At 58.2% G+C, this 24,439-nt stretch carries 22 protein-coding genes; 10 read left to right on the forward strand and 12 right to left on the reverse strand.

The annotated features are described in order from the left end of the window. The first annotated feature begins 30 nt into the window (after positions 1 to 30). Positions 31 to 780, forward strand: a complete 750-nt coding sequence (locus ACHUE7_RS18900; RefSeq protein ID WP_394171439.1) for a TVP38/TMEM64 family protein — start codon at positions 31 to 33, stop codon at positions 778 to 780. Then, positions 777 to 3,017 (forward strand): hypothetical protein, encoded by a 2,241-nt coding sequence (locus ACHUE7_RS18905; RefSeq protein WP_394171440.1) that lies wholly within the window; start codon positions 777 to 779, stop codon positions 3,015 to 3,017. Before ACHUE7_RS18900 ends, ACHUE7_RS18905 begins: the two co-directional genes overlap by 4 nt. 4 nt (positions 3,018 to 3,021) lie before the next feature. Here the strand turns inward: ACHUE7_RS18905 and ACHUE7_RS18910 are convergent, their stop codons facing one another. Next, on the reverse strand, positions 3,022 to 3,756 hold the full coding sequence (locus ACHUE7_RS18910) for a glucosaminidase domain-containing protein (protein WP_394171441.1): 735 nt from the start codon (positions 3,754 to 3,756) through the stop codon (positions 3,022 to 3,024). A gap of 153 nt (positions 3,757 to 3,909) precedes the next feature. On the opposite strand from ACHUE7_RS18910, the gene ACHUE7_RS18915 reads away from it, so the two are divergent. Together ACHUE7_RS18915 and ACHUE7_RS18920 are read left to right on the forward strand one after the other, a co-directional pair. Next, positions 3,910 to 4,185: a hypothetical protein gene (locus tag ACHUE7_RS18915; RefSeq protein ID WP_394171442.1), complete on the forward strand. Its 276-nt coding sequence runs from the start codon at positions 3,910 to 3,912 to the stop codon at positions 4,183 to 4,185. Positions 4,186 to 4,224: 39 nt separating this feature from the next. Further along, entirely contained in the window at positions 4,225 to 5,214 is a 990-nt protein-coding gene (locus ACHUE7_RS18920; protein WP_394171443.1) for a Tll0287-like domain-containing protein, read from the forward strand. A 27-nt stretch (positions 5,215 to 5,241) separates the two neighbouring features. On the opposite strand, the gene ACHUE7_RS18925 is transcribed toward ACHUE7_RS18920, so the two are convergent. After that, positions 5,242 to 6,573: an RsmB/NOP family class I SAM-dependent RNA methyltransferase gene (locus ACHUE7_RS18925; protein WP_394171444.1), complete on the reverse strand. Its 1,332-nt coding sequence runs from the start codon at positions 6,571 to 6,573 to the stop codon at positions 5,242 to 5,244. A gap of 280 nt (positions 6,574 to 6,853) precedes the next feature. On the opposite strand from ACHUE7_RS18925, the gene ACHUE7_RS18930 reads away from it, so the two are divergent. The 3 genes from ACHUE7_RS18930 (at position 6,854) to cls (ending at position 10,617) form a co-directional block, all read left to right on the forward strand. Beyond that, the gene (locus tag ACHUE7_RS18930; protein ID WP_394171445.1) at positions 6,854 to 7,639 is read left to right on the forward strand and encodes an SDR family NAD(P)-dependent oxidoreductase; all 786 of its coding nucleotides are present in this window, start codon (positions 6,854 to 6,856) and stop codon (positions 7,637 to 7,639) included. A gap of 203 nt (positions 7,640 to 7,842) precedes the next feature. After that, positions 7,843 to 9,087, forward strand: coding sequence for an HD-GYP domain-containing protein (locus tag ACHUE7_RS18935; RefSeq protein ID WP_394171446.1), 1,245 nt, complete (start codon positions 7,843 to 7,845; stop codon positions 9,085 to 9,087). A gap of 87 nt (positions 9,088 to 9,174) precedes the next feature. After that, on the forward strand, positions 9,175 to 10,617 hold the full coding sequence (gene cls / locus ACHUE7_RS18940) for a cardiolipin synthase (protein ID WP_394171447.1): 1,443 nt from the start codon (positions 9,175 to 9,177) through the stop codon (positions 10,615 to 10,617). A 51-nt stretch (positions 10,618 to 10,668) separates the two neighbouring features. On the opposite strand, the gene ACHUE7_RS18945 is transcribed toward cls, so the two are convergent. From ACHUE7_RS18945 to ACHUE7_RS18960, 4 genes are all read right to left on the reverse strand, one after another. Beyond that, the gene (locus ACHUE7_RS18945) at positions 10,669 to 11,271 is read right to left on the reverse strand and encodes a hypothetical protein (RefSeq protein ID WP_394171448.1); all 603 of its coding nucleotides are present in this window, start codon (positions 11,269 to 11,271) and stop codon (positions 10,669 to 10,671) included. Continuing rightward, positions 11,268 to 12,350 (reverse strand): GGDEF domain-containing protein, encoded by a 1,083-nt coding sequence (locus tag ACHUE7_RS18950; protein WP_394171449.1) that lies wholly within the window; start codon positions 12,348 to 12,350, stop codon positions 11,268 to 11,270. The genes ACHUE7_RS18945 and ACHUE7_RS18950 overlap by 4 nt, the downstream gene beginning before the upstream one ends. A gap of 226 nt (positions 12,351 to 12,576) precedes the next feature. Next, entirely contained in the window at positions 12,577 to 13,041 is a 465-nt protein-coding gene (locus tag ACHUE7_RS18955) for an FKBP-type peptidyl-prolyl cis-trans isomerase (RefSeq protein WP_394171450.1), read from the reverse strand. A gap of 237 nt (positions 13,042 to 13,278) precedes the next feature. Continuing rightward, positions 13,279 to 13,878 (reverse strand): alpha/beta fold hydrolase, encoded by a 600-nt coding sequence (locus ACHUE7_RS18960; protein ID WP_394171451.1) that lies wholly within the window; start codon positions 13,876 to 13,878, stop codon positions 13,279 to 13,281. 157 nt (positions 13,879 to 14,035) lie between these two features. Between ACHUE7_RS18960 and ACHUE7_RS18965 the strand changes: the two genes are divergently transcribed. Then, a complete protein-coding gene (locus ACHUE7_RS18965; protein ID WP_394171452.1) occupies positions 14,036 to 14,824 on the forward strand; it encodes a hypothetical protein in 789 nt (262 codons plus the stop codon). Here the strand turns inward: ACHUE7_RS18965 and ACHUE7_RS18970 are convergent. Further along, positions 14,819 to 17,395, reverse strand: a complete 2,577-nt coding sequence (locus ACHUE7_RS18970) for an EAL domain-containing protein (protein WP_394171473.1) — start codon at positions 17,393 to 17,395, stop codon at positions 14,819 to 14,821. The genes ACHUE7_RS18965 and ACHUE7_RS18970 overlap by 6 nt on opposite strands. Positions 17,396 to 17,708: 313 nt before the next feature. On the opposite strand from ACHUE7_RS18970, the gene ACHUE7_RS18975 reads away from it, so the two are divergent. Then, complete coding sequence (locus ACHUE7_RS18975) at positions 17,709 to 19,358, forward strand: methyl-accepting chemotaxis protein (protein ID WP_394171453.1); 1,650 nt, start codon at positions 17,709 to 17,711, stop codon at positions 19,356 to 19,358. A gap of 42 nt (positions 19,359 to 19,400) precedes the next feature. On the opposite strand, the gene ACHUE7_RS18980 is transcribed toward ACHUE7_RS18975, so the two are convergent. After that, entirely contained in the window at positions 19,401 to 20,336 is a 936-nt protein-coding gene (locus ACHUE7_RS18980) for a CAP domain-containing protein (protein WP_394171454.1), read from the reverse strand. Positions 20,337 to 20,537: 201 nt separating this feature from the next. Between ACHUE7_RS18980 and ACHUE7_RS18985 the strand changes: the two genes are divergently transcribed. Continuing rightward, complete coding sequence (locus tag ACHUE7_RS18985) at positions 20,538 to 21,155, forward strand: LysE family translocator (protein WP_394171455.1); 618 nt, start codon at positions 20,538 to 20,540, stop codon at positions 21,153 to 21,155. Positions 21,156 to 21,165: 10 nt separating this feature from the next. Here the strand turns inward: ACHUE7_RS18985 and ACHUE7_RS18990 are convergent, their stop codons facing one another. From ACHUE7_RS18990 to ACHUE7_RS19005, 4 genes are all read right to left on the reverse strand, one after another. After that, entirely contained in the window at positions 21,166 to 21,597 is a 432-nt protein-coding gene (locus ACHUE7_RS18990) for a COG4315 family predicted lipoprotein (protein WP_394171456.1), read from the reverse strand. Between the two features lie 148 nt (positions 21,598 to 21,745). Continuing rightward, on the reverse strand, positions 21,746 to 22,552 hold the full coding sequence (locus tag ACHUE7_RS18995; protein ID WP_394171457.1) for a hypothetical protein: 807 nt from the start codon (positions 22,550 to 22,552) through the stop codon (positions 21,746 to 21,748). 115 nt (positions 22,553 to 22,667) lie between these two features. After that, positions 22,668 to 23,639, reverse strand: coding sequence for a calcium/sodium antiporter (locus tag ACHUE7_RS19000; protein WP_394171458.1), 972 nt, complete (start codon positions 23,637 to 23,639; stop codon positions 22,668 to 22,670). A gap of 130 nt (positions 23,640 to 23,769) precedes the next feature. Beyond that, on the reverse strand, positions 23,770 to 24,297 hold the full coding sequence (locus tag ACHUE7_RS19005; protein WP_394171459.1) for a DUF3833 domain-containing protein: 528 nt from the start codon (positions 24,295 to 24,297) through the stop codon (positions 23,770 to 23,772). Positions 24,298 to 24,439 lie beyond the last annotated feature (142 nt).

Here is a 24,439-nt window from a genome sequence, read left to right on the forward strand (position 1 = left end):
CAGGGGAAGGACAATCAGGATCCGTTGCGAATGAAAGCACACACTCCCGCTCCCGCCAAAAGGGCTGCTTCACCCTTGCTGGGCCTTATTGCCAGCGTGGTGTTCGTGATGCTCTTGTTAGCGATCCTGCTGTATTTCGGCGTTCACTATTACATTATCGATTTGTTGCACTGGGTGGATGCCCAGGGAATCTGGGGACCTGTGCTGTTGGTATTACTCATGGCGCTGGTTGTGGTTCTCGTGTTGCCCGGTGTGTTGCTGACCACCGGTGCTGGCTTTGTGTTCGGCGTCGTTGAAGGGTCGGTTTACATTGTTCTGGGAACCACGCTGGGCGCGCTCGCGGCCTTTTTGATTGCTCGTTATTTGTTTGGCCCCTACGCGGTCGATTTTGTGCGCCGGCGCAACCGGTTGCGGCTGATCAATGAAGAGATGAGCGCCAACGGCTGGAAAATTGTCCTGCTGACCCGGTTGATTCCGTTTTTCCCCGGCAAGCTGTCCAACTACTTTTTTGGGCTGACCCGGTTTTCCTGGCAGGGGTACCTGGTCGGCTCGCTGATCGGTTTTATTCCGTTCTCTGTGCATAACGTCTACCTCGGCTCGATCGCTGCCGATGTCACTACGCTTGGCTTGCGCAATACAGAGCGCACCGGGTTTGAATGGATCCTTTACGGCGGTGGTTTTGTCATGACCGTGATCATCGTGTTCTATCTGAACCGGCTGGCACGGCGGGCCCTGAGCCAATACACCAAACCTGCTGACAACGAGGAGTCTGAATCATGAAGTGGACCAAGTGGCTGCCCTGGCGTTTTGCCATTTCCTACATTGCCAAAAAGCAGGGCATACTCGATCCCATTCCGATCATGGCGAGAGTGCAAGCTCTGGCCCAGCCCTCCGAGGTGGCAGAACCGATTGAACTGATTCGCTCCGGTGTTGTGTTCCATGCGCGCGGGCTGATCAACAGCCGCGTGATTCAGCACAACCTCGACTGGGTGTGGCCGGTCTGGATCGAACGGCAGTTCGACCCGAAAGACCCGTCTTTTATTCCACGGGCCTTTGCCATTACCCACATCAACATCAGTAATCGCAACTGGACGGCCGTGGGCTACCCCGATTGCCCGGACTTGCCGATCGTGGACCCGAATGGCCTGCTGACTCCCCTTTTCAATGGCTGGTCACTGGATGCCTGGCTGATCACCGAGAAGGGTCAGCGGTTACTGCCGTCCAAACTGAAACAGGTTGATCAGCGCCAGGAACTGGCAGACGGTCCTCTTATCAGAACGATTGCAACTGACGACGGGCTGGAGCTGCGCACCAAAGTCTGGGTTGAACGCGTCGACGGTAAAATGCAGTGTCGGTTGCACATCAGCGGCCACAGTGACCAGGCCGGGCATCTGGTGCTGGCATTGCGCCCCTACAACCCCGAAGGCATCTCCTTTATTCACGATGTTACCTTGAATGAGAGTCGCACGGGCTGGCGCATTAACGATGAAAGCACGGTTCAATTTTCAGCACCGGCAGACCGGCACCACGTTTCCCATTACCGGGAAGGCGACGTGAACATTCATCTGCACGATCGTGAAGACCAGCACAGCGGTCATTGTGAAGTGGGCATGGCCACCGCCGCGGCCCTATTCAACCTGGAGCCTGGTGTGACCAAAGAGCTGACCGCCAGTATTGAACTCGAAACCAAGCCAAGCACCCCGCTAATTGACGATGCCTGGGCGGCTGTCAACAGCCAGAGGTGCACCCTCACCTGCCCGGACCCGCACTGGCAATTCCTGTTTGATGCCGCCGCGACCTCTCTGGTATTGCATTCACCGGACGATGTATTCCCAGGCCCCTACACCTACAAACGTTTCTGGTTTCGCGATGCCGCCTACATTATTGATGCCCTGCTCAGCATCGGTTTGACGCATCGCGCGGAGCGGGCACTGGATCGCTTTATCGATCGTCAAACAGCGGCCGGCTATTTTCGCTCTCAGGAAGGTGAATGGGATTCAAACGGCCAGGTGCTGTGGATACTGGAGCGGTTTTTTAAATTCACTCACCGGCGCCCGGCCAAGTGGTTGAACATCATCAAGCGCGGTGCCGACTGGATCATCAAAAAACGGGTGTCAACGCATCTCGATGCCCCTCATGCCGGCCTGATGCCAGCCGGGTTCAGCGCCGAACACCTGGGGCCAAACGACTTTTACTACTGGGATGATTTCTGGAGCGTCGCCGGTCTGCACTGCGCCAGCCGTATGGTGGCCGCGACCGACCCGGAACTGAGCCAGCGCTATGTCGATGCAGCCCGTGATTTTGAACAATCGATCGAGCGCAGCCTGGCTGTTCAGGCCGACAAACTGCGTCGGCCGGCCATGCCTGCCTCTCCGTACCGGCGGCTCGACTCCGGTGCTATTGGGTCTGTGGTGTGCGGGTATCCGTTACAACTCTGGGCGCCGGATGATCCGCGTATGACCGACCTGGTCGAGTTTCTGCTGGAGCGTTGTTTCCTCAAAGGTGCTTTCTATCAGGACATGATTCACTCGGGCCTCAACGCCTACCTCACCCTGCACGTGGCTCAGGTCATGATGCGTGCAGACGACCCGCGCTATCTGGACCTGATCGACGCTGTGGCCGACATCGCCTCACCAACCGGGCAGTGGCCCGAAGCCATTCACCCGCTTACCGGTGCCGGCTGCATGGGCGATGGTCACCATGTCTGGGCGTCTTCGGAATGGGTATTGATGATGCGCTACTGTTTCTTGCGCGAAGAAGACGACCACCTGGTCCTGTGCCAGGGCATTCCCGAACGCTGGCTCGACGCTGAAGGCCCCATTTCATTCGGGGCCGCTCCGACCGAGTTCGGTGAAGTGACGGTGACGGTTGAAGCGAAAAGTGCCACCGAAACGGAAGTCCGCTGGGACGCCGACTGGCATGGCCCGGCGCCTGCACTGGCTATCCGTCTGCCCGGCCATCAGCCGGTCTGGATTGACGCGGGGCAGGCACAGAACCAGGCCGTGCTCAGCCGGTGAAGGGTCAGTCGTATTGTTGCAGGCCGTTGCCGCGAATCATCGCCTGCAACTCACTCACGTATTCCTGCCCCCGTTCGGAATAACGAATCAGGGCCGGTGCCAGTGCCAGGCCGCTGATGTCGTTGCCTTCGCTGCGCAGCGACGCTCGCCGGTTACGCAGATCAGCATAGGCGGGGTGGGTGTTGATGTTGTTCATGTATCGGCGCACCGATTCCCGAACCGATGCGAAAGCGGCCACTTCGTGGCTGGCCCCGGCGTTTCGCGCTTCGGGCACCAGCCCGCAACCGGCCACAAAGCACCACTGTCCGAAATAGTTGTTGCCCAGCCGGGCAAAGCGAGAGGTGCCCCAGGCACTCTCGTTAGCAGCCTGAGCCAGCGCAATGGACGGCGGTACCACGTCCAGCCGTTTGATCAGTTGCGCCCGGTCTGCGGTCTCGATCGGGTCAAATTCTTCCAGTTCATAACGTTCTGCCAACTGCAGCAGCCAGCGGCGCTCGGCCCACCCTGGCGCGCCGTGTTCCTGAATGGCCAGCAACCGCTCGCGACTGCTCAGTATGGCAGCGTTCTCCTGCTCGACCAGGGGCACCATATACTCAAAAAAAGCCGCTTTTCGGGCATCACCGGCGGCATAATCGTCGAAATTCGGGGCGGCTGATGGGCCCAGAGGCAACCAGAACCCCAACAAGGGGGCCAGAACAAACAAGACGGCTATGACGGCTAAAGGCCATATTTTGTTCATGCAAACTCCTGAAAAGTCGATTAATCACACCAACAGTCTACGTTAATAACCAGCAAGCAGGTTGATATAGCACTATTTCAGTCAACACTAGGGGGTGAATCTGGTATTTTGCCTCCTGCCCAAATGCAATCACACCTTATAACGAGACCCCCCATGGCATCACAGGGAAGCCGTTCGCAACGCCTGTTGGCAATGATCGACCATGAATTCAAATCCGCCGTCGGCCCGATTGGCGAGATACTCATAGAAGATACCCGGCAAATATGGCGCCGCAAGGGCTGGAAAGGCCCGTCAGCGCTGCGTCATTACATCAGCGAGCTGGCATCGAACATCGAGAGCGAACGGGATAAACAGGCTTTTCTGGAAGCCACCAGCAAGGTGGTTTACAGCATGACATCCGGTACCGGGCAGCCCCCGGCTCGCCGTTAATCGTATAGCAACATACAGGTATAAAAGGAGTTACCGCTCATGTTCGGAAAACGGTTTTCGATCAGCACCCAATTCGTGCTGCTGCTGTTGTGTGTCCTGGCATTAAACGCAGGCGCCTTCTTTCTATTGCTCAAGAATGTCTACATGCAAGAGCTTCGAGCCCAGGCGCAAACCGTTGTCGCCAACGTCGATGCCTTTGGCAGCTGGGTGGCAAAAACCGGGCGGGTCTGGGTGCGTGATGGGCAGGACAGTTTTCTCGGAGAATTGGACGTTCATCCGGTCGATAACCCAAGCCAGACCATCACTTTCTACTCGAAAAACCCGGCACTGGCTCAGCGTGAATTTTCAGAAACAGTGGCGGCTTCGGAATCGCCCGCCAAGTTCCGGATGACCTCGCAAAACGTGATGAACCCGGCCAATACCCCGGATGCCTTCGAATCACGGGCGCTGAACAACATTCAGTCGTTTAATTTGCCCGAGTTCTTCGAAACCGTCGGTGGTGAGTACCGCTATGCCAAGCCCGTGTTTCACACGGAAGCCTGCATCGTTTGCCATGGCAACGCAGCAAGCGCGCCGCGCGATGTACTGACCCGGTACGGCTCTGAAAATGGCTTTGGGTTTGAAGCAGGCGACCTGGCCGGCATCATCAGTGTGACCATTCCGCAACGCAACCTGCTGGCAGGCACAGTGTCGCTGTTCGGGATTGTGGAAATACTGGCCATTGCCCTGTCGATTCTGGCGATACTGTGGTTCGTAAGACGCACCATCATTCAGCCAGTGGGTGTGCTAACACAGATGGCCGACAACATTTCCAAGGGGCAGGAAACCGAACTCGATGTCAGCTCAATACCGCTGAACAGCCGCAATGAAATCGACCAGTTAAAGCTGGCGACCTCGCGCATGAAAACCAGCTTTAACCTGTCGATTCGCAAGGTAAAGGAAGCGCGCGCCGCTGCCCAGCAAGCCATTAAAGTCGCCAAAAGCCTGAAGGCACAACAGGCAAAACAGACACCGCCCAAAGAGGATTAGTTGTTAACTCGACGTTTCGAGTGCCACTCAGGTTTCCCGAACGCCCAACTTTGAGTTAAGCATCACAGCCACAAACATGGTGTCGGCGTCGTCTTCGGGCGCGCCGACCATGCTCTGGCTGAGCAAGGTAAACTCAGGGTGTTCTGACAGGAACTGGCTCACCCGGTCTTCGTTTTCCTCGACCAGCCAGCTGCAAGTCGCATACACCAAATAACCGCCCGCTTTAACCGAGGCAGACGCCTGCGCCAGCAACTGATCCTGAATCGGCTGCAGGGTGCTCAGTGAGGTTTCAGTCAGTCGCCAACGGCTGTCCGGATTACGTCGCCAGGTGCCGGCACCCGAGCAGGGGGCGTCAATCACAACCCGATCGAAGGCCCCGGCCTTCAGGTCAGCGACGGCATCCGGCCGGGTCGCATCCAGCGCCTGAGTGTGCAGATTGGTAAAACCCTGCCGCGCGGCGCGGCGTTCGGTTTCTTGCAGGGCATGGGCACGAATGTCCGTTGCCAGCACCTCACCGGCCGGCCCTACCCGACTCGCCAGTGCCACCGCCTTGCCACCACCGCCCGCACAGACATCCCAGACCCGGTGGCCGGGTTCGGCCGCCACCGCGTCAACAATGCGCTGACTGGCGCGGTCCTGGATTTCCACCCATCCGGCATCCCAGGCCTTGGTTTTGGTGATTGGGGAATCGGGCGCCAGCGCCAGCACATCGCCCGCCTGGTCCAGCACGGTGAGGCCGGCTGCGTGCAACGACCGGGCGGCCTGCTCACCCTTGCCAGGCAAGGCGCGCAACCAGATCGGTGGACGGGTCATTTGCATCGTGAGCCAATGCCCGGCCTGGGAATCCGACCAGTGGCTTGCCGCCGTGCGCTGATCCAGCCAGGGCTGCCAACCAGGCAGCCACCCCTGACTGGCGGCCTGAATACCGGGGTCGTCGCGCTGACGGTCCAGCCAGACGCGTCGCTGTGCAACGTCCGTCAACTCATTGGGCGCCTGCTCGTCCAGACCGTCCAGCAACACCAGCCAGCCCCAGAGCTCAACCGCAGGAATGGCCTTAAAGGCTAGCCACAGAGTGTCGGCAGTCCACACTGCCTGCCCGTGATTGCTGGAATCTGGCTGTGAATAACCCTGCTGCAGCATGACCGGCACCGCTGCCAGACGGCACAGCTGAAACAACCGGTCACTGTAGAACCGCCGGTCTTTGCCGCCGTAGGCCTTGCGCTCCCGAAACCGGGCGGCCAGCCAGCGATCCATCTGCGGCCACTCAGGTTCGGTCTGCAGCGCCCGCGTCAGGTCACACAGGTGCGGCCAGCGGTAGCCGGGCCACTGTGGCCGCGTTGAGGTGTCGGTGTGCGCCATGGCGAGAGGTCCTGTTGTCATTGCAAGGCAAGCGAGCCGCGCAGTATAAAGCAGCCGTAAGGTGGAATCACGGACCGCTGCCTTGCCACGCAAACCGTTCGCCCTGAGCCTGTCGAAAGGCCTTGGGGAGCATAACCAAGTGCCGGTTCAAGGGAAGCTCGACAGGCTCAGCCCGTACAGTGCTGAATACAGCGGTTCCTTGTTATCGGGTGTTTCGGTTTGTCCGGCGAAGCCACTCTGGCATGATCCCATTCGGTAATTTGCATGAGGATGCCTGTTCATGACCCACCCCCTGGCCGTAATAACCGGTGCCACCAGCGGCATTGGCGCTGCCTACGCCGACCGAATGGCCGCCGATGGCTACAACCTGCTGCTGACCGGCCGGCGCGAAGACACACTGGCTGCGGTATGCGCCCAGCTACGCCAGCGCTACCCGGTCGACATTGAGTACCGGCTTGTGGATCTGGCCGAGGCCGATCAGCGCGAGGCGCTGGTTCAGGAAGTGACCTTGCTGCCGCGGCTGGATGCTCTGATCAACAATGCCGGTTACGCCGAAGATGGCCGCTTCGGGGATCTGAACTGGTCCCGTCACCAGGCACTGCTCGATGTGCATGTCACCAGTACCCTGCAGCTGACCCATGCCGCCTTGCCCAACCTGATCCGGGCTCGAGGGCTGCTGATCAACCTGGCTTCGGTGGCCAGTTGGCTGCCCACGCCGCAAAGCGCCCTTTATGGCCCCACCAAAACGTTCGTTAGGGCGTTTACCGAGACGCTGGCGTTGAGTTATCGGCGCGAAGGGCTGCGTGCACTGGCCGTCTGCCCCGGTTTCACGGTCACCGATTTTCACGCCCGCCTGGGGCTCGACCCGGACAGTTTCTATAAACGCCACGGCATTACCCGAGCCTGGTCAGCCAAGGCCGTGGTCGAGCGCTCGCTCAACGACCTGGCCCGGGGCCGGGTGTTGTCGATTCAGGGCTGGAACTACCGGCTGATTGTTGCCGTTCTGCGCCACCTGCCGGTGCGTTGGCTGCACGCGGCACTGGACCGATCCGACCGGGCTCGCTAACAGTCGCTGACATCCGGTAACCAGGGGACGACCAAATTCGGCTTTAAGCCCGGCCTTTCGGGCCGATAATCCTAGACGGCCCGCACCCGTCCCAGACGTAAAGTTTCTCGGCATCTGGCGCAAGCGGCCCGTTATCTGCTATAAGTTGTGTGTTTATAAAGTGATGTGGTTCACATTATGTCTATAGCTCTGGATCGTCGGATTTGAGCCAATACAGTCAGCGCATTTCCGATACAACACTTCGCATGCCGGTTGCCTTGTTGCAAGTCGGTATGTTCGTGTGCCGGTTAGACAGACCCTGGCTGGGCACGCCCTTCCTGATGCAGGGTTTTCTGATTGAAAACCGCGACATGCTGCACCAGGTGCAAAGCCTGTGCAGCCAGGTGTGTGTCGACACCCGCAAGAGCCTTGTCAAATTCAAGGCGCGGCCCGGCAAAAACCAGACACCCCCAACCTTACCGGCCTCATTTGATCGCGACATGGCGCAAATGGGGTTGCGCAGCGTGCTGCCCACGTACACCCGCACGCTGAAACACGTTAAACAGGCCATGCGTGGGCTGAGCAAGGGCCACCCGCTTAACCCGGATACCCTGGGCAAGCACGTCGATGAGTGCATTACGGCCCTAATCGACAACATTCCAGCCATGACCTGGCTGTCACGCGTGAAAAGCCACGACGATTACACCTACGAGCATGCCCTGCACGTGAGCCTGCTGTGCATGGTGTTTGGCATTCACTGCGGCTGGCCCCGGGACGAGGTGCGCACGGTCGGGCTGGCCGGTTTGTTGTTCGACCTGGGCAAGCTGCGCATACCGAAATCGCTGCTGACCAAACCCGGCCCGCTGACTGAAACCGAATGGCAATTGTTTAACGAACATCCAAAATGGACGCGCTATCTTCTGGAAAAATCCGGCTTCGGTCACGATGTTGTCGCCGCTTGCTACTACCACCACGAACGGCCCGATGGCCAGGGTTACCCGGTGCAGAAGCTGGCTGGCCAAGTACCGTTGAGCGCCCGGCTGATTCACATTCTCGACGCCTTTGACGCCATGATCAGTTACCGGCCCTATGCCCAGCAACGTACGGTCTACGACGCCATTCGGGTACTCTACAAAGGCCGCTCTACGGAGTTCGATTCTGCCCTGGTCGATCAGTTCATCGAATTGATGGGGGTCTACCCCATCGGTACCCTGGTCGAGTTGAGCAGCGGTGAAGTCGCCGTGGTGATTGGCCAGAATCACGATGCCAGGCTGTTGCCCAAGATTGCCGTGGTTCGCGACCGTAACAAGCAACCGGTCAACGAACGCGTCGTTAACCTCAAACACCTGACCGGAAATGACGGCCTGCCCCTGTTTCGGGTGAAGACCATGCTGCACGATGGCAGTTACGGCATTTTCATGCAGGACTATACCCGCCAACTGGTGCTGGGAAACCAGGCCGCACGCTAACGACTCACCGACTTCACCTGCCCCGACCTTGTACCCCGCCGTACAATGGCCGACACTCTCTGAACCCCCGACAATGACTGGATACGCATGACCTGGGACTGGCTGCTGACACTGGGCCTCTGGCTCTACATTGCACTGTTGATCGCCCTGAGTTTTCGCATTCTGATGCGCAGACGCAGTGTGGGTGTCACCCTGGCCTGGCTGCTGCTGATTTACATCGTGCCGCTGGTCGGCTTTGGCCTGTATTTGCTGTTTGGCGAGCGCTATCTCGGCCGGTTGCGGGCCAAACGCGCCATGGTACAAAACCGGTTTTACAACCAGTGGCTGCATCAGGTCGGCGAACGCGACGCACTGAATACGCTGATCGATACACCACTGCGACCGGTCATGGAACTGACACTCGGCAGCCTTAAGCTACCGGCCTTGCGCGGCCACAACTGGCAATTACTGAGTGAGCCGGACACTGTCTTCGACGCCCTGCTGGACGACCTGAACCGCGCCGAGAACTGGATATTCATGGAGTTCTATATTCTCGAACCCGAGGGCCGGGTAGAGGAAGTTCTCACCGCCCTTACTGACGCCCGGGCGCGCGGTGTCGCTGTCTATTTGCTGCTCGACAGCGTGGGTTGCAACCGTTTTTTGAGAAGTGCCCGTCACCGCCAACTGGTTAAAGCCGGGGTAGAGGTACTGGACGTATTGCACGCCAACGTGCTGCGCATGTTCCTGCAACGCATCGACCTGCGCCAGCACCGCAAGCTGGTCAGCATCGACAATCGGATCGCTTACAACGGTTCAATGAACCTGGCCGACCCGGACTGGTTCAAGAAGCACAGCGGCTTTGGCCCCTGGGTCGATGTGATGGTGAGAGTCGAAGGCCCGATGGCGTCAATCATTCAGGGCACCATGATCTTCGACTGGGAAATGGAAACCGGCCACCGCCTGAACACCGCCCTAAGCTGGCCCGAAGCGGCCAGCGACGGCCCGGCGCTGATGCAATTTCTGCCGACCGGCCCGGCTTTCGATGAAGACATTCTGCTGCAGGTTTTGCTGACCGCGGTGCACAACGCCCAGCGCCGGGTGATCATCACCACGCCCTATTTCGTGCCCGACGAATCGTTATTGCAGGCGCTCAAGTCCGTCGCCAAACGTGGCCTGGCGGTCACCCTGCTGGTGCCGCGGCGCATCGACAGTCGCCTGGCCAAGTACGCAGGCCGGTCGTTCTACGAAGAGCTGCTCAGCCACGGCATTGAAATACTGCGTTTTGAAGGTGGCCTGCTGCACACCAAAAGCGTGATTATCGACGACCATCTGGTGCTGGTCGGCTCGGTCAACCTCGACATGCGTTCACTCTGGCTGAACTTCGAGGCCACCCTGGTGGTGGATGACCCGGCCTTTTGCAACGCCATGGTCGCCGTGGTGGCCGAGTATAAAAAGAAGAGTCACCGGCTCGACCTGAACCGGTGGCGTAAGCGCCGTTATCATAAGCGAGTCGTGGAGAACCTGGCGCAGCTGGCCAGCCCGTTGTTGTGAGCGCCAGAAAACCGGGCGGGCTGTAGGAGACCTGGAACCGGCCACCGGCAATTAGCCAACAGGCTTGGAATACACCCCAACCAGCATCAATACCGCAACCACACCCGTGGCCGGAATCAGCACCAGCACGAATTTAAGCGGGTGATACAACCCTGAGGCGCCGGCCATCAGTCCAATACCGCCACCCCCACCAATCAGCCAGTTGCCCGGCATATTAACGAGAACCGCCAGGGCGATATAAGGATGGCTGGCGAGTTTGTCGCTGGCAAAGCGCAGCATGCGATCGCCCGGGCGGTCACTGGTCGCAGCGGCCACCCGGTCTTCAAAGCGCTGTTGCAGACGTTGCACCTGCGGCCACTCGCGCAACCAGTAACCAATGCTGAAGGCCAGCAGCAAGCCCAGTGGCGTTGCCGCCCAGATGGCCAGAATACCGATGGGGCCGAAGGCCGCCATGATCAGCCAGCCCAACTCCACCGCAGGCAGGAAGGGCACTGACAAGGCGATGGCGTAGATCAGGGCCGTGCCGAGTACGATCCAGACATGAGGTTGATTCTGTGCTTCCAGCCAGCGCATCACCAGGCCTTGTCCGTCGGTAAAAAACACCAGCCAGATCATGGCGGCAATGGCGATCCAGGCCAGAATGCGCCGAATCATCGACCGGGGGCGCGTGACAAAACAGGGGAAGCCGTCGGCTTTTCAGCGCTGGTGCCGGGGTTAAGCAGGAACCGTTTACGCTCGTCAGCCCGCGCCAGCGCCAGCGCCTGCATCAGGCGCCGGTTGAGCGCCTGGGGCGACTCCGACATCTCGCTTAGGGTCGCGCCCAGACTGACCCGAAGCCGTTCGCTGGCGTTGCCCATTTCGAAGTTGCGCCGGGTCACGACTTCCTGCAACTGGAGCATCAGCGCTTCCGCCGACTCGGCCGACGTGGCCCGGTCACTCACCACCATGAACTGATCACCCCCCACCCGGGCCATGAAATCCGACTCCGGCAAGTGCGTGCGCAGACGTTGCGCCAGCTTACGCACCAGCACATCGGCCATTTCCTGGCCTTTGCGATGGTTTACCTCGCGAAAATCATCAATATCGAGGATCACCACCGAAAATGGCAAAGCCTGGTTATACAGTGCTGCCATACGCTCCAGACTGGCGTTGCGGTTAGGCAGGCCGGTCAGCTGATCGATCAGTGCCAGACGTTCAAGTTGGTCGCGTTGACGCAACAGCCGGGTAATGAAGGAACGGCAGACCACCGACATCGCCATCAGGCAGATCATCAGGTCGAGCCATTTGTAACCGGCATAATCGTCTGTCGACATGGGAAACCAGGGTGAGGAGCCCCGTGGCAACAAAAACACCAGCGTCATCAATACCACGGTCAGTGTTAACAGCGACAGTTGCCACTGACGCTGCTCGGGCGGCAGCACCATGAAGATCAGCGGGGGGACCAGCAGAAAATAGTATTCGGCCGACTGTTCGGGCGTGAAACCGTAGAGGTTCATGACTGAAATGCAGAACAACACTACGGCAATCATCCAGATAGAAGCCAGCAGGGGCCGGCTCAGGTAATACGCCAGGATGGCCAGGGCATGCAAGGCACCGCACAACACCAGAAACAACCCGAGTACACTGGGCGGTGCCGTCATTTCAAGCACCAGCGTATAAAGACCGTAGGCAAAAAGGCCAAACCAGAGGCAATGGCGCAGCGACTGGCTGCGTAAATCAGCATCACTGGGCACTGCGCTCGTCCAATATTTAACCGACACTGTTGTCAACCTGAGGTAGTGGATGTCGCCTGTTGTCGCTGCCTTTTCCTTGTGCAGGCGGGCTTAGTGGAGGGTTGGGTGCATCAGAAGGGCCTGATGCACCCTGGATTGCCTGCAAACAGACCCCCTTGAATGGGCCATGGGCGCAGTCGCTAGACAGCGCCTTCACCCGTCGCGGTCTGATGCAGCATGCACCGGTTTACTGATGCACGTGGCCGTGCTCGAGTTCTTCTGCGGTGGCTTCGCGGATATCCGCAACTTCACCTTTGAAGCTCAGCGATTTACCCGCCAGCGGGTGATTGCCATCGACGGTCACGGTATCGCCTTCAATGGCGGTAACGGTAACCTGCAGCGGGCCGCCCTGCGTTTGGGCGGTAAATACCATGCCTTCTTCTACTTTTTCGACACCCTGGAATGATTCCATTGGCACCGACTGGACCAGACCGTCCTGGACGTCGCCATAGGCTTCTTCCGGCGTTACCTGGACATCGAAGGCATCGCCCTGGGCCAGGCCGTCGAGGGCTTTTTCAAGACCGGGGATGATGTTCTGGTTACCGTGCAGGTAGACCAGAGGATCGCGCCCTTCGGAGGAATCTACGACAACGCCGTCTTCATCCTTCACTTCATAATGGATGGATACAACGCGTTGAGCAGCAATGTTCATAAGAGGCTCCTGTTTGGAGGTGGCTGCGTACTGCAGCCTGAGAATGTAAGACCTGTGCGTGAGTGCACAAGCCCTTGCCCTGGTTAGTCTCACTTGGGTCCGGGCACGGATCCGAAGCTCAGACCGGCAAGAATACCAGTGCAGAGCGCCGCATGAAAGGCAACCGGGGCGCTAAAGCGTTACCAAGCGTAGTGCCCAACCCCGGTTAAAATCCGACAAAAGCTCGACAGTGAGTAGTCAAACACCGATAAAACGAACCATGGCGTCGGTGGCCAGATCCAGGTTTTCAGCCAGGCTGACTCCGCTGACTTTGCGCGGCTTCAGACTGTGATCACCGTCCGGGCACCAGACCAGCGATACCGAATCCGGCAGGGTGTAGCCCGTCGCCTGCTCGCGGTTACCCAGCGCATCGCGCTCACCCTGGCAGATCAGCACCGGGCACCGGACGTCGGGCAGGTGCTCAAGCCGGGTATTTTCCGGTTTGCCCGGCGGGTGGAACGGATAGCCCAGTACGCAAACGCCTGCGACTTCCCGCTCTGTAGCCACCAGGGTCGCCATGCGACCACCCATGGATTTGCCACCGATATACACCGGCCCGTCGCCCAACTCATCCAGTACCTGATTAAAATGCGCTACCAGCCGGGGGGCTCTGTCGGGCGGGCGTTTCTTGCCCGTCGTCCGCCGCTCTGCCATATAGGGAAATTCAAACCGGATAACCCGGATGCCACGCTTGCTCAGCCGGCTGGTCATCTCATTCATAAAATCTGAGTCCATCGGTGCACCCGCACCGTGTGCCAGCACCAGCACCGGGCCGTTCTCGGGACCCTCTGCAATCATGGGTAGCTCCTCTTTCTTTGTGAACAACAGCAGAATGGTACCCCAGAAGGAAGACCCTGTTCGTCTTCGGCCTGTAAACCGACCGGACCATGCCTATGCTTCACTCCTGAAAACACTATACTGGCAGCCCTGATAGTCGCTTCGGACCTGATCTTTTATGCGCACCTACACCGCTTTGATTGCAAGCCTGGCACTGCTGACCGGCTGCAGCTCTGTCCCGCTCAGCAACGTCGACACCGAGGAACTGGAAGTCACGGTGGACTACCGCCAGTTGCCCGACCGGGTCGAACTGGATACCCAGTGGCGCACCGGCTTCTGGAATCGCCGCGTTGATGTCACCGGCAACCCACCGGAACTGGTGACACGCGGCGGTGAAATTCTGGTGCTCAATCGCGGGGCGGAAGACGGCGACTATTCCTTGTCGCTCGACCCCGAGACGGGCCCCTACCGGCTGACAACTCCAGACCTGGCCGACCTGACGTTACCGGTTGGAGAGACCGTCTCCCTGGCCGGCGCCAGCAGCATCGCCGGTGATCGCTTCGACCGTGAGGATGAGCTGGTGTTATCGGTGCGCGGCGCTACCGACCGGCCGCGGGGCTGGTCGTTCACCGCCTGGTGCGGCAACGAAAGCTGGACCATCAACCGCTCGCTACCGCGCGATGAAACCGAACTTGAACTCGATCTCGGCCGCCTGATGCAACAAATCAACAACGCCGCGGAAGCTGACCTGAACGGGCAAATTCGGGTGAGGGTCAGTTTGTGGGAAGCCTTCGACATGGACTGGCAGCCACCGTTCAAACCCGGCGTTGCCCGGGCCGAAGACCGCGTCGAGTTTGAAGTCGATACCGCCAGCTTCCGCTTCCAGGCCACAGTGCGCATTCAACTGGCGCAAAACGCCTTCTTCAGCCTGCAAAACCAGGCCTGGCCGGTGAGATACTGTTCATGACACCATCGGGCTGTGCGCAGCCAGCCAGGCGCTGAATTCCGGCAAGGGCATGGGCCGGGCAATCAGATAACCCTGAACCCGGTCGCAGCCGAGCTCGGTGCACAGGGTTAGGGTTGTCTCCTGTTCCACACCTTCGGCTACAACAATGGCGCCTATGCTGCGCGCCAGCCTGACGATGGCCGCAACGATATCCCGATCCACCGCCGACGTTTCCAGTTTACTGATAAAATCGCGGTCAATTTTTATTTCATCGGGTCGAATGCGGCTCAGGTAGGCCAGAGAACTGTAGCCAGTTCCAAAGTCATCGATGCTGATCTGACAACCCATCTGGCGCAACTTATCCAGCATGGCCATGCAGGCATCCGGGTTTTCCATCAAGACGGATTCGGTCACCTCTACCTTGAGCCGGGTCGCATCGACTCCGGTTGCCGCTATTCGCATGACCAGGTCCTGGTCGTCGACCCGGGTAATCAGATCCAGTACCGACAAATTCACCGATATGGATACCGCCTCGTCCGGGTGTGCCGACAGCCAGCGAGCCGCTACCCGCAGTACCTCCCGGGTTAGGCTGGATATCCCATAGGTTTGCTCAGCCAGCGGAATAAACTCGCCAGGCGACACGTTCCCCAGCGTCGGGTGCTGCCAGCGCAATAACAATTCGCCGCCAACAACCACTCCGCTGGCAAGATCGATAATGGGCTGCACATGACAGCGCATCTGGTCGCGCTGAATCGCCTGCGGCAATGCGCGGTTGAGTTCATTTTGACGAATAAAAAAGTCGTTTTGCTGATCGGAGTAATAATGGATGTAGTGGTTTTCACGCTCTGCAGTAATCAGCGCGACATTGAGTTTGCGCAACAGCTCATCCAGCGATTCAGTCATGTCAGTGACCGCATAGGCAGCCATTCGGGAGGACACTTCAAACCGGTGGTCATCCTCTTCCAGCACCAGGGTGCGCATGGGAGCCATGGTGGCATCGAGATCGGTCAGGTCGGCGGCATCAAAAACCGTCATGAAACTGCTGCGCGACCAAAGCACCACCGCCGCTCTCGATTGCCGGCTGCCAGTGGCGTCGGCTTCGTTCCCGGCCAATGGCATAACCCCCTGCTGGCTGAGCAGAAACTGGTTCCAGCGCTCGGTTGCCTGCATCCACAGCCGATGGGCCACCGTTGGCCCGAGCAGGCGAATCATGCTGCGAATGCCATCGATTTCGATCAGTACCACTACCGGCTCTGACATCTGCGCACTGAGCCTCGCCCAATTCGGGCTCAAGACCTTGCTGAAATAAGCCCTGCTGGGTAATCCGGTTTCCGGATCCTGCAGCAGCAATTGCTTTTGTCGGGCCTCCAGAAATCGCATGCGCGAAGTAACGGCAAACGACATTAACAACAGCTCAATGACGGTGGATGCGAAAAACGCATTCAGGGTAAACCAGGATACCGGTAACTGACCGGCGTAGGTGGCCGTACCTATAGCGCCGCCCACGATTTGAACCGCAATGGACCCAAGCAGGAAAGCCGCCGGGCCGTACCCGCGCTGAATCTGTTGCGCACTGATGTACAGCACTGGCCCGAAGGTCACCAGTTGCATCAGCACGAGCGGAATGAACAAATAGACGTCGGGCATCACCAGGCTGATCAGCGCAAACGCCAGATTCACCCCCTGCAGCGCACGCACCAGTGGCAAGCGGAACAGCAAACCCTGATCGGCGCCCTTGCCCAGAAAAGGGATGGCAAAGGAGAAAATCAGGAAAATCAGCAGGTAGTTCATGGCCATGATGTGGGTCGACAGAAATTGCACAACCGACAACGGCATAAAAAGATGACCGAAACCGGTCAGCGCCGAGAAATAAAACACAATGAGAACGTGGAACACCATGAACCAGCGGTAGGCGGCGTCGGCCCGTCCATACAACAACACGGCATTGAAGGCGAACATGGCCAGCGTCAGCACCAGCATCACCCAGTCCGTCGCAATACGGTTCTGGTTTAAGTGCTCCTGTTCCACCTCTGGCGAGATCAGTAACGCAGGGGCCAGAGGCGTCGAACTGAACAGGCGCAGCACCAGATGGTATTCGCCCGGGCCCGGTACCTGAATGCGGTCCTGGTAGCGTGCGGCGGGTCGCTTCTGCGCCAGCCCCGGCTGGTTCATGCCCAGCGGATGGGAACTGATCAGCCGGCCCCTGTCATCTAGCAAGTACAGGGTGAACTCGGCCAGAATGACGTTTTCGTTGGTCAGGATAAAGGTCTGGGGAACACCAGGTTCGCCCTGCAGCTCCAGATCGTACCTCAGCCACAGCGCCTGGCGACTGACCATGGGCGAGTCGGACCGGGCACTGAGAAACAGAACCGCTTGAACGTCTTCCAGTTGTTCTTCCGGCGCGGCCAGAACCGCCGCCTGCGGTTGAGTAAGCCACTGATGATCAGGCCAGGGGTTCATCGCCGACGCCTGGCTGGCAAACGCCAGTACCACAATAAGCGCCCGCCACCCTCTGGCGGCGTAGCATTGACGGAACCAGCGCCACCCGCCGTAAGCCTTCCCTGCTGTTTTTCCGTTATCGGGTTGGATCATCGCTGTCACGGTCGATACATACCTCACGCCCTGGGACATTCCTGCGAACTCGAAAGGCCATGTCCCTAACTGGCCAGGACCTGTTTCCAAAGTCTAGTTGGTATCTACGACAATGCAGAGCAAACCAGACTGAATTTCGCCAATTTCCCGTCGATCTGTACCCAGCGTTTATCAAAACAGAACAGTGTACGTCTTAATTCGATGCGATAATTGTCGATAATGATTATTACTGACAGCCTTATCAGGGCAACACCGTGGCAAGGTGTGTGCCTGGCCCCATTCTCCATGCTCAACCGTTCAAGGATCCGATGCTATGTCCTGGCTTAAAAACCTGTCGATCGCCAACAAGGTGCGACTCCCCCTATTACTTATTCTGATCGTCACCCTGGTCAGCACCATCAGCGGCGTACGCAGCCTAATGACCGTTACCTCCAGTTCCGATGTGCTGATTCAGCGTTACCAGCCTGCCCTGCTGACCCTGGCCGAGATGGACACCTCGCTGCATCAGGCGCTGCTGGCACAACGTGCTTATATCCAGGCGGCATCCTGGGGCTCGGTTCGCGACGAGCTCGATGGCTACCAGGCCACCTTCACGACCGAATCCGACAAGGCATTGCAACTGGCCAGCGCCACGGCCGCAACGCTGGCGACCGACAACAGTGCAGCGCTGATGACCCAGTTCACCACCGCGATTGAAGCCTGGCAGACCCTGAATACCGAGATTACCGGGTTCGCCGATGGCGGCGCCGCATCGGTTGCCCTTCAGATTGGCGAACTGGAAGGAGCGCCGTTATTCAATGAGGCCCTGGGCATTAAGAATACGCTGTCCGAGCAAATCAATACTGACTCCACGGCCCGGGTTGAAGCCGCCGAGTCAATCAGCGACCAGGCCATCATTCAGGCGTGGGTGCAATTGGCGGTTAGCCTGGCGCTGCTTGTTGCCATCGCACTCTGGCTGCCATTGTCGTTATCGCGGCCAATTGCCCGTCTGCGCGATCGTCTGAACGACCTGGCTTCCGGCGAAGGTGACCTGACCGCGCGCCTGGCGTCAGACCGGGCCGATGAAGTGGGCCAGCTGGCGCACCATTTCAACCGGCTGATGGAAAAGCTGCATCAGTCGATGTCACACATCACCCGGGTCAACGAAGAATTGCGCGACAGTAGCCACATTTTGAACCAGGCCAGCAGCGGCAACATGTCGCTGGCACAGCAACAGGAAGCAGCGCTGGAGCAAGTGGTCACTGCGGTCGAAGAATTGCACGGGTCTGCGCGCGAAGTGGCCAGCAATGCCGAACGCGGTTCCAGCACCGCCAACGAGGCACTCGAGAACGTACGCACCGGCACCCAGCGTGCTGCAGAGGCCAACAACAAAGTGACCGAACTAAAAGCCCAACTCGACAATGCCACCCAGGCGTCTCAGGTACTGGCCGAAGAAGCCACCAGCATTACCAGTGTGCTGGACGTTATTCGCAACATTGCCGAACAAACCAACTTGCTGGCGTTGAACGCCGCCATTGAAGCAGCCCGAGCCGGGGAGCAGGGCCGGGGCTTTGCCGTCGTCGCTGATGAAGTGCGCAGTCTGGCGCAAAAGACGCAGCAGTCCACCGCCGATATTCAGCAGCGCATTGAACGCTTGCAACAGGGAGTCGATAAAACGGTGAACGCCATGCAGACCGGCTCCAGCATGGTTCAGGAGACCGCTGGCAATGTCGGTGACACCCAGAGCTCCTTCATCGCCATCGAATCCCTGATGCAAGATATCAACGACATCAGCGCCCAGATTGCGACGGCCACAGAGGAACAAAGCCAGGTAGTGTCCGGCATTACCGAACATCTGGTATCTATTAGTGACTTCTCCAAGGAAAATACCCGACATTCGCAGGAAATCGATCAGGCAACCGACCAGGTAGTGGAACAATCGAGCCAGGTTCAGACAGTGTTGTCGGGGTACCGGCTGAGCTGATGCTCAGCCCATCCGGTCATCTTCGGGTGGCCGGGTTTGCTCTCAGTCGTCCGACTGTGGGTTGAGCGGTGCGGCCAGATTGAGCGTCCAGTAAACATCGCCATTATCGGATCTGGCCTGGCCCATGCCCAGCGACGTGAACTCGGCTTCCATGATATTGCGACAATGCCCCGGGCTGGCCAGCCATTGCTGAACCACATCGGCGTCGCCGGTTGCGGTCATGGCCACGTTTTCGCCCAGCGTGGTCGCTTCATAGCCCTGCTGCTGCAGGCGCCGGTAGGCATCCTGCCCATCACTGCTGAGATGACTGAGCATGCCGTGTTGCGCCATATCGTTGCTGTGCCGCTGAGCGGCACCTGCCAGGGTACACTGATAGCTCAGTGGCTCGGCGGCGGCCTGCAATACCCGGCCACAATAGCGCGCTTCGCTGCGTGCCTGGTTGACTTGTTCCAGCCAGGTCTGTTCGGTTGCATCCAGGCAATGATCGAGTGTCCACTGCGAAGTGGCGCCAATAGCCCCTGCGGTTTGAAACTGCCATTGCGCTCCGCTGTAAAGGTCGCCCTCGGCCGACATCAGCTGCGGATTCAATTGCACGCGGTAACGTTGATTCGGAATCAGGTTGGACGTCGGGATCAGGCGAAGGCTCTGGGTGTCGGCGACATAGACGGTTCTGGCGGGAACGCGCCGATCATCCAGCCACAGTTCAACACTGTTGTCGGTGATCGATTCAATTAACAGCGGGGTATCGAAGGTGATGCGGATGTCCCGCGTCAGTGCCTGGTTCTCGGCACCATCCACCGGGCTGTGATCGATAACAGAAAACGCACTGGCACTGCGCGCCTGAAGCGGCGTGCCGGCCAATACGTTGTTCGTTGCGAGCGGCTCATCGACGGCTGTATTGCAGGCGGCCAGTGTTGTTGCCACCAATACACCCAGACTGACCCGTCGCCACGTCTGTTTCTCTCTCACTGTATCCATACTCGTTTCTGTTTTTAGCAGTGTACCTGCGCGTCAGCAGGCGCCAAGACTTTTCCTGATCTTTTCATAAAACAAAAACAAAAAATGCCAACCCGGTCCGCAAAATAGGCTTAATTGAACCAACAAAGATGCCAAGCCACGCTTCACGGAAGCACAGGATACTGCGAGAATAGTGCTTTCACCGGCCCACCGAGCGTTAGCATGACCCTGACCAGTGCCCTGACCTTTTTTGTCGCCATTTTTATTTTCGGCATCACCCCGGGCCCGGGCATCTTTGCCATTATAGCCCGCGCGTTAAGTCAGGGGGCCAGAGCGTGTACGGCACTGGCCTTTGGCATGGTGATCAGCGATGTGGTGTATCTGGTACTGGCGTGTTTCAGTCTGTCGGCCATCGCTGCTAACTACGGCGCGCTGTTCACGTTAATTCGCTATGCCGGTGCGGCCTATCTGATATATCTGGGCTGGAAACTCTGGACTGCACCAGCCCCGACAGAAGCGGACGGCATACCGGTAAAGCGTTCGGGTATCGGGGCCAGTCTGCTGCAGGGCATCGCCATCTCAGCCTCCAACCCCAAGGTTATTCTGTTCTACATTGCCTTTTTGCCGACCTTTATGGACCTGACCCGACTCAGCCATACCGACATTGTGCTGGCCGCCGCGCTCACCGTTGTGGCGCTGATGGCCGGCTTGATGCTGGTTGCCTGGGGCGCTTCGAAAGCCCGCAAACTGGCCCGGTCCAGCCGGGCCATGCAACGGCTGAACCGGGCCGCCGGCAGCATCATGATCAGTGCCGGCGCCCTGCTGGCCGTCAAAAGCTGACGGCGTTGACTTACTGACCCGTCTGGGCAGCGAACCAGACGTCACTGACTTCATGGCCATTGACGTCACCGCGCTGACGATCTCCTACCCAGGTGTACAGTGGCTGGTTTTCATACGCCCATTGGTAACTACCATCTGTCCGCTCGATCACCGTGAACGCGCCCCAGATTTCAGCATTTTTTGATGCGGTGAACGGAGGCCAGCTTTCCGCACAGCCGTCGTAGCAGTTTGATACCGAAGCTGTGTCGCGGGTAAAGGTGTAGAGCGTCATCCCTTGCGTTGTGGCAAACACTTCGCCAATGGCCGTATCCACTGTCGAAACCACACCGCTTGCCGGTGATTCATTACTGCTGCCATAAGAACTCGCATAGGAGTCAGTAGCGCAACCGGTTAATACCAGTGCAGATGCCAGAGCGAGTGTGCTGAGTGTTGGTAATTTCATGGTGTGTTCCCTTTGAGTCATGATCAAGAATGTGTCGTCCAAGTGCATTGAACGGTGAAGATAGGGTCCATTGGACGTCCTACTTACCCCTCAGACGACTTGATCAGCTCAAATGGATGCAGGCACCCAAAATTTTTTTGCAGCCAGGTTAGGCAGCTACCACTCCGTTCTCATCAGATTCAGCATTCAGTTGACGCTCTTCATACAACTGCTTGAAAGACACCGACACCAGAACAACACCCAGCACCGTGTTCACACTGACAATGAGCGGCTGAAGCCACCAGTAAACGACGGTTGGCAGACTCATTTGAATCAAAATATCCAGCATTCCAAATGCCAGCAGGGGCGCCACAGTCACGGCCACCATTCGCCAGCCGTTACCTTTGGTTAATGCCATTGAACCGGACAGAGTGACCGAAGGCTGCTGGCTGATGGCCGCCGACGGCAAAATCAGTGTCATTCGGGCCCACAAATACAACATAGGCAGCATCATTAACCAGATAAGCGGCAGCGCCAGCAACGGCTGTTCAACGCCGAAAGACTCGATATTCCAGTTTGAGAAAACGGCGGCAAGAATACCAACAAGGACCAGAGCATACAGGACGGAGGGTACAATCATGACCAGGGTCAGTTTAAGCAACCCCCAGGCATAGCGCGTTTCAGCTTTCCCCCAACGAAGCGGCATCTGCCGATCAGGAGACTGCAGAAATTGACGGTGAACACTGACGGCAACTACGACACCCGCCAATAAGGCAACACCAACCACAACCCAGTATTGCCAACTAAGAACGGGAAGGTATTCAGTGGTGGGCTTGGTGAATTGCAGCAGCCCATACTGCACCACCAGAAAGGGCAGTGCCAGGATCAGCAAGGCCCGGGCATGGCTGACGCTGTAACGAAGGCTATCGGTGATTAATGCAAAAACGGGTAAACGGCGGGCAGGTACAGAGGACATGGTTGTCTTCCTTGTTGGTCATGAGTTGAATGACCCGAAGCGATCCTCGCCCCGGGCGGTGAGCATGGTAATTCCCGTTACCACGACTCACCACGGTTTCTCATCCGTTATGTGATTAACTTAACACCACCGAAATCAGGTAGCCGGTGTAGCCGGCGTACGCCAGCAATAGCATGCCGCCTTCAACCCGGTTAATGCGCCCCTGGCGGCCGCGCAGACCGATACCCATGATCAGCAGCACTATGGTCAGCGCCGCCATCACTACCCAGTCGCGGTACAGTACCTCCGGATCAACCGCCAACGGGTGAATACCGGCAGCAATGCCGACGACCGCCAGCGTGTTGAACAGGCCTGAACCCAACACGTTACCCAGAGCCAGTTCATGTTCGTTCTTCTTAATCGCCACCAGCGAAGACGCCAGTTCCGGTAGCGAGGTACCAATTGCCACGACCGTCAACCCAATAATCAGATCACTGACGCCAAAGCTCTGGGCGATGATCACAGCACCCCAGACCAGCAGACGCGAACTGATCACCAGCAATACAAGACCAACAATCAGCCAGGTGATGGCTCTGGACAAGCTCATCGGATGTGAGTCGATCTCTTTCAGGTATTCCGCTTCGAGTGTGTCAGCCGGTTTCTGCCGCCCCTGCAGAATCGACCAGCCCATGATGCCGAAAAACACCAGCAACAGAATATAGGCATCCAGCCGGCTCAGTTCACCGTCCAGTAGCTGGTAACCCCCCAGAAGCGTCACGCCGAGCAATAATGGCAGCTCTTTGGTTAGAATTCGCGATTGCACCCGAATCGGCGCTATGACCGCGACCAGGCCTATAACCAGGCCAATGTTGGTGATGTTCGACCCATAGGCGTTACCCAGTGCCAGGCCGGGGTTTCCTTGCAACGAAGCGATGGCTGAGACCACCATTTCCGGTGCCGAAGTGCCAAAACCAATAATCACCATGCCGATCAGCAACGGTGACATACCCGCGTATTTGGCGGTAACCGAGGCGCCCTCAACAAACTTGTCGGCACTCCAGACCAGTAAGGCCAGTCCGGCGATAACAGCCAACCAGGCTAACAACATAGAGCTCACTCCAGGTAGAAAATAGTGGCGCCAGTATAGCGGGGCGCGTCTTAAATGTCGGGGGTATTTTCCTGCGCGGCGTTCAACCAAAAAAGGCCCCGAAGGGCCTTTATCACAGCATTGTCCGGACTCAGAGCTTGCGCATGGTCAACACAACCTCGCCCACCCGAATGCCGAACTTGCTCATCTGGGTTACATTAATCAGCGTCTTGTCATTTACCTGGTACAACCAGTCGTCCATGGTGACGTTAATGGTATTGCCATTCGCCATTGGCACCGCCAACACGTATTTCATGTTCACCGCATTACCGGCAAAGCGCATCTCAGCCGGCTTGACCACATCCCCTGCCGTGCCGCGATAATGCTGCTCACCAACACGTTCAAAATTCCAGACCCGGGTCTGGCGTTCGCCATCGCTCCAGATGAAGACCTCATCGAGCACACCACCAGCTTCATCCCAGCGGGCGTCGATGGTCGCGTTAAAATAGCGGCTAACCTCGCCGTTGCGGCCCCGCACGACGCCTTCCGCAACCAGGGGGCCGTTAAAAAAATCAATCGGGTCGAACACCAGATCGGCGTCTTCATAGGTTGCGACGGTCACACTAGCGCACCCCGTTAGCAGCGCGACAAGCGCTGTGCTTGCAATAAGTTTCCACACAAAAGAGCTCCGTTGATTGGTTGCTCAGTTGTACGCACACCAGCGCTCTACGGATGGACTGTGGTGTTCATGTCTTGCGTCTTTTACTGTGTTTCATCCCTCAATGGCCCCCGTCCTTCAATGTCCCGCGTCGCTCAATCCC

Source organism: Saccharospirillum alexandrii (genome assembly GCF_043641555.1).
In the GTDB taxonomy this organism is placed as follows: domain Bacteria; phylum Pseudomonadota; class Gammaproteobacteria; order Pseudomonadales; family Natronospirillaceae; genus Saccharospirillum; species Saccharospirillum alexandrii_A.

Coding starts and splice junctions, on each gene's coding strand:
- ACHUE7_RS18995 (WP_394171457.1), bottom strand. CDS start 22,552: ATGTCCTCTGTACCTGCCCGCCGTTTACCCGTTTTTGCATTAATCACC.
- ACHUE7_RS18915 (WP_394171442.1), top strand. CDS start 3,910: ATGGCATCACAGGGAAGCCGTTCGCAACGCCTGTTGGCAATGATCGAC.
- ACHUE7_RS18900 (WP_394171439.1), top strand. CDS start 31: ATGAAAGCACACACTCCCGCTCCCGCCAAAAGGGCTGCTTCACCCTTG.
- ACHUE7_RS18910 (WP_394171441.1), bottom strand. CDS start 3,756: ATGAACAAAATATGGCCTTTAGCCGTCATAGCCGTCTTGTTTGTTCTG.
- ACHUE7_RS19000 (WP_394171458.1), bottom strand. CDS start 23,639: ATGTTGTTAGCCTGGTTGGCTGTTATCGCCGGACTGGCCTTACTGGTC.
- ACHUE7_RS18955 (WP_394171450.1), bottom strand. CDS start 13,041: ATGAACATTGCTGCTCAACGCGTTGTATCCATCCATTATGAAGTGAAG.
- ACHUE7_RS18920 (WP_394171443.1), top strand. CDS start 4,225: ATGTTCGGAAAACGGTTTTCGATCAGCACCCAATTCGTGCTGCTGCTG.
- ACHUE7_RS18930 (WP_394171445.1), top strand. CDS start 6,854: ATGACCCACCCCCTGGCCGTAATAACCGGTGCCACCAGCGGCATTGGC.
- ACHUE7_RS18975 (WP_394171453.1), top strand. CDS start 17,709: ATGTCCTGGCTTAAAAACCTGTCGATCGCCAACAAGGTGCGACTCCCC.
- ACHUE7_RS18990 (WP_394171456.1), bottom strand. CDS start 21,597: ATGAAATTACCAACACTCAGCACACTCGCTCTGGCATCTGCACTGGTA.
- ACHUE7_RS18945 (WP_394171448.1), bottom strand. CDS start 11,271: ATGATTCGGCGCATTCTGGCCTGGATCGCCATTGCCGCCATGATCTGG.
- ACHUE7_RS18970 (WP_394171473.1), bottom strand. CDS start 17,395: ATGATCCAACCCGATAACGGAAAAACAGCAGGGAAGGCTTACGGCGGG.
- ACHUE7_RS18965 (WP_394171452.1), top strand. CDS start 14,036: ATGCGCACCTACACCGCTTTGATTGCAAGCCTGGCACTGCTGACCGGC.
- ACHUE7_RS18980 (WP_394171454.1), bottom strand. CDS start 20,336: ATGGATACAGTGAGAGAGAAACAGACGTGGCGACGGGTCAGTCTGGGT.
- ACHUE7_RS18985 (WP_394171455.1), top strand. CDS start 20,538: ATGACCCTGACCAGTGCCCTGACCTTTTTTGTCGCCATTTTTATTTTC.
- cls (WP_394171447.1), top strand. CDS start 9,175: ATGACCTGGGACTGGCTGCTGACACTGGGCCTCTGGCTCTACATTGCA.
- ACHUE7_RS18925 (WP_394171444.1), bottom strand. CDS start 6,573: ATGGCGCACACCGACACCTCAACGCGGCCACAGTGGCCCGGCTACCGC.
- ACHUE7_RS18905 (WP_394171440.1), top strand. CDS start 777: ATGAAGTGGACCAAGTGGCTGCCCTGGCGTTTTGCCATTTCCTACATT.
- ACHUE7_RS18960 (WP_394171451.1), bottom strand. CDS start 13,878: ATGATTGCAGAGGGTCCCGAGAACGGCCCGGTGCTGGTGCTGGCACAC.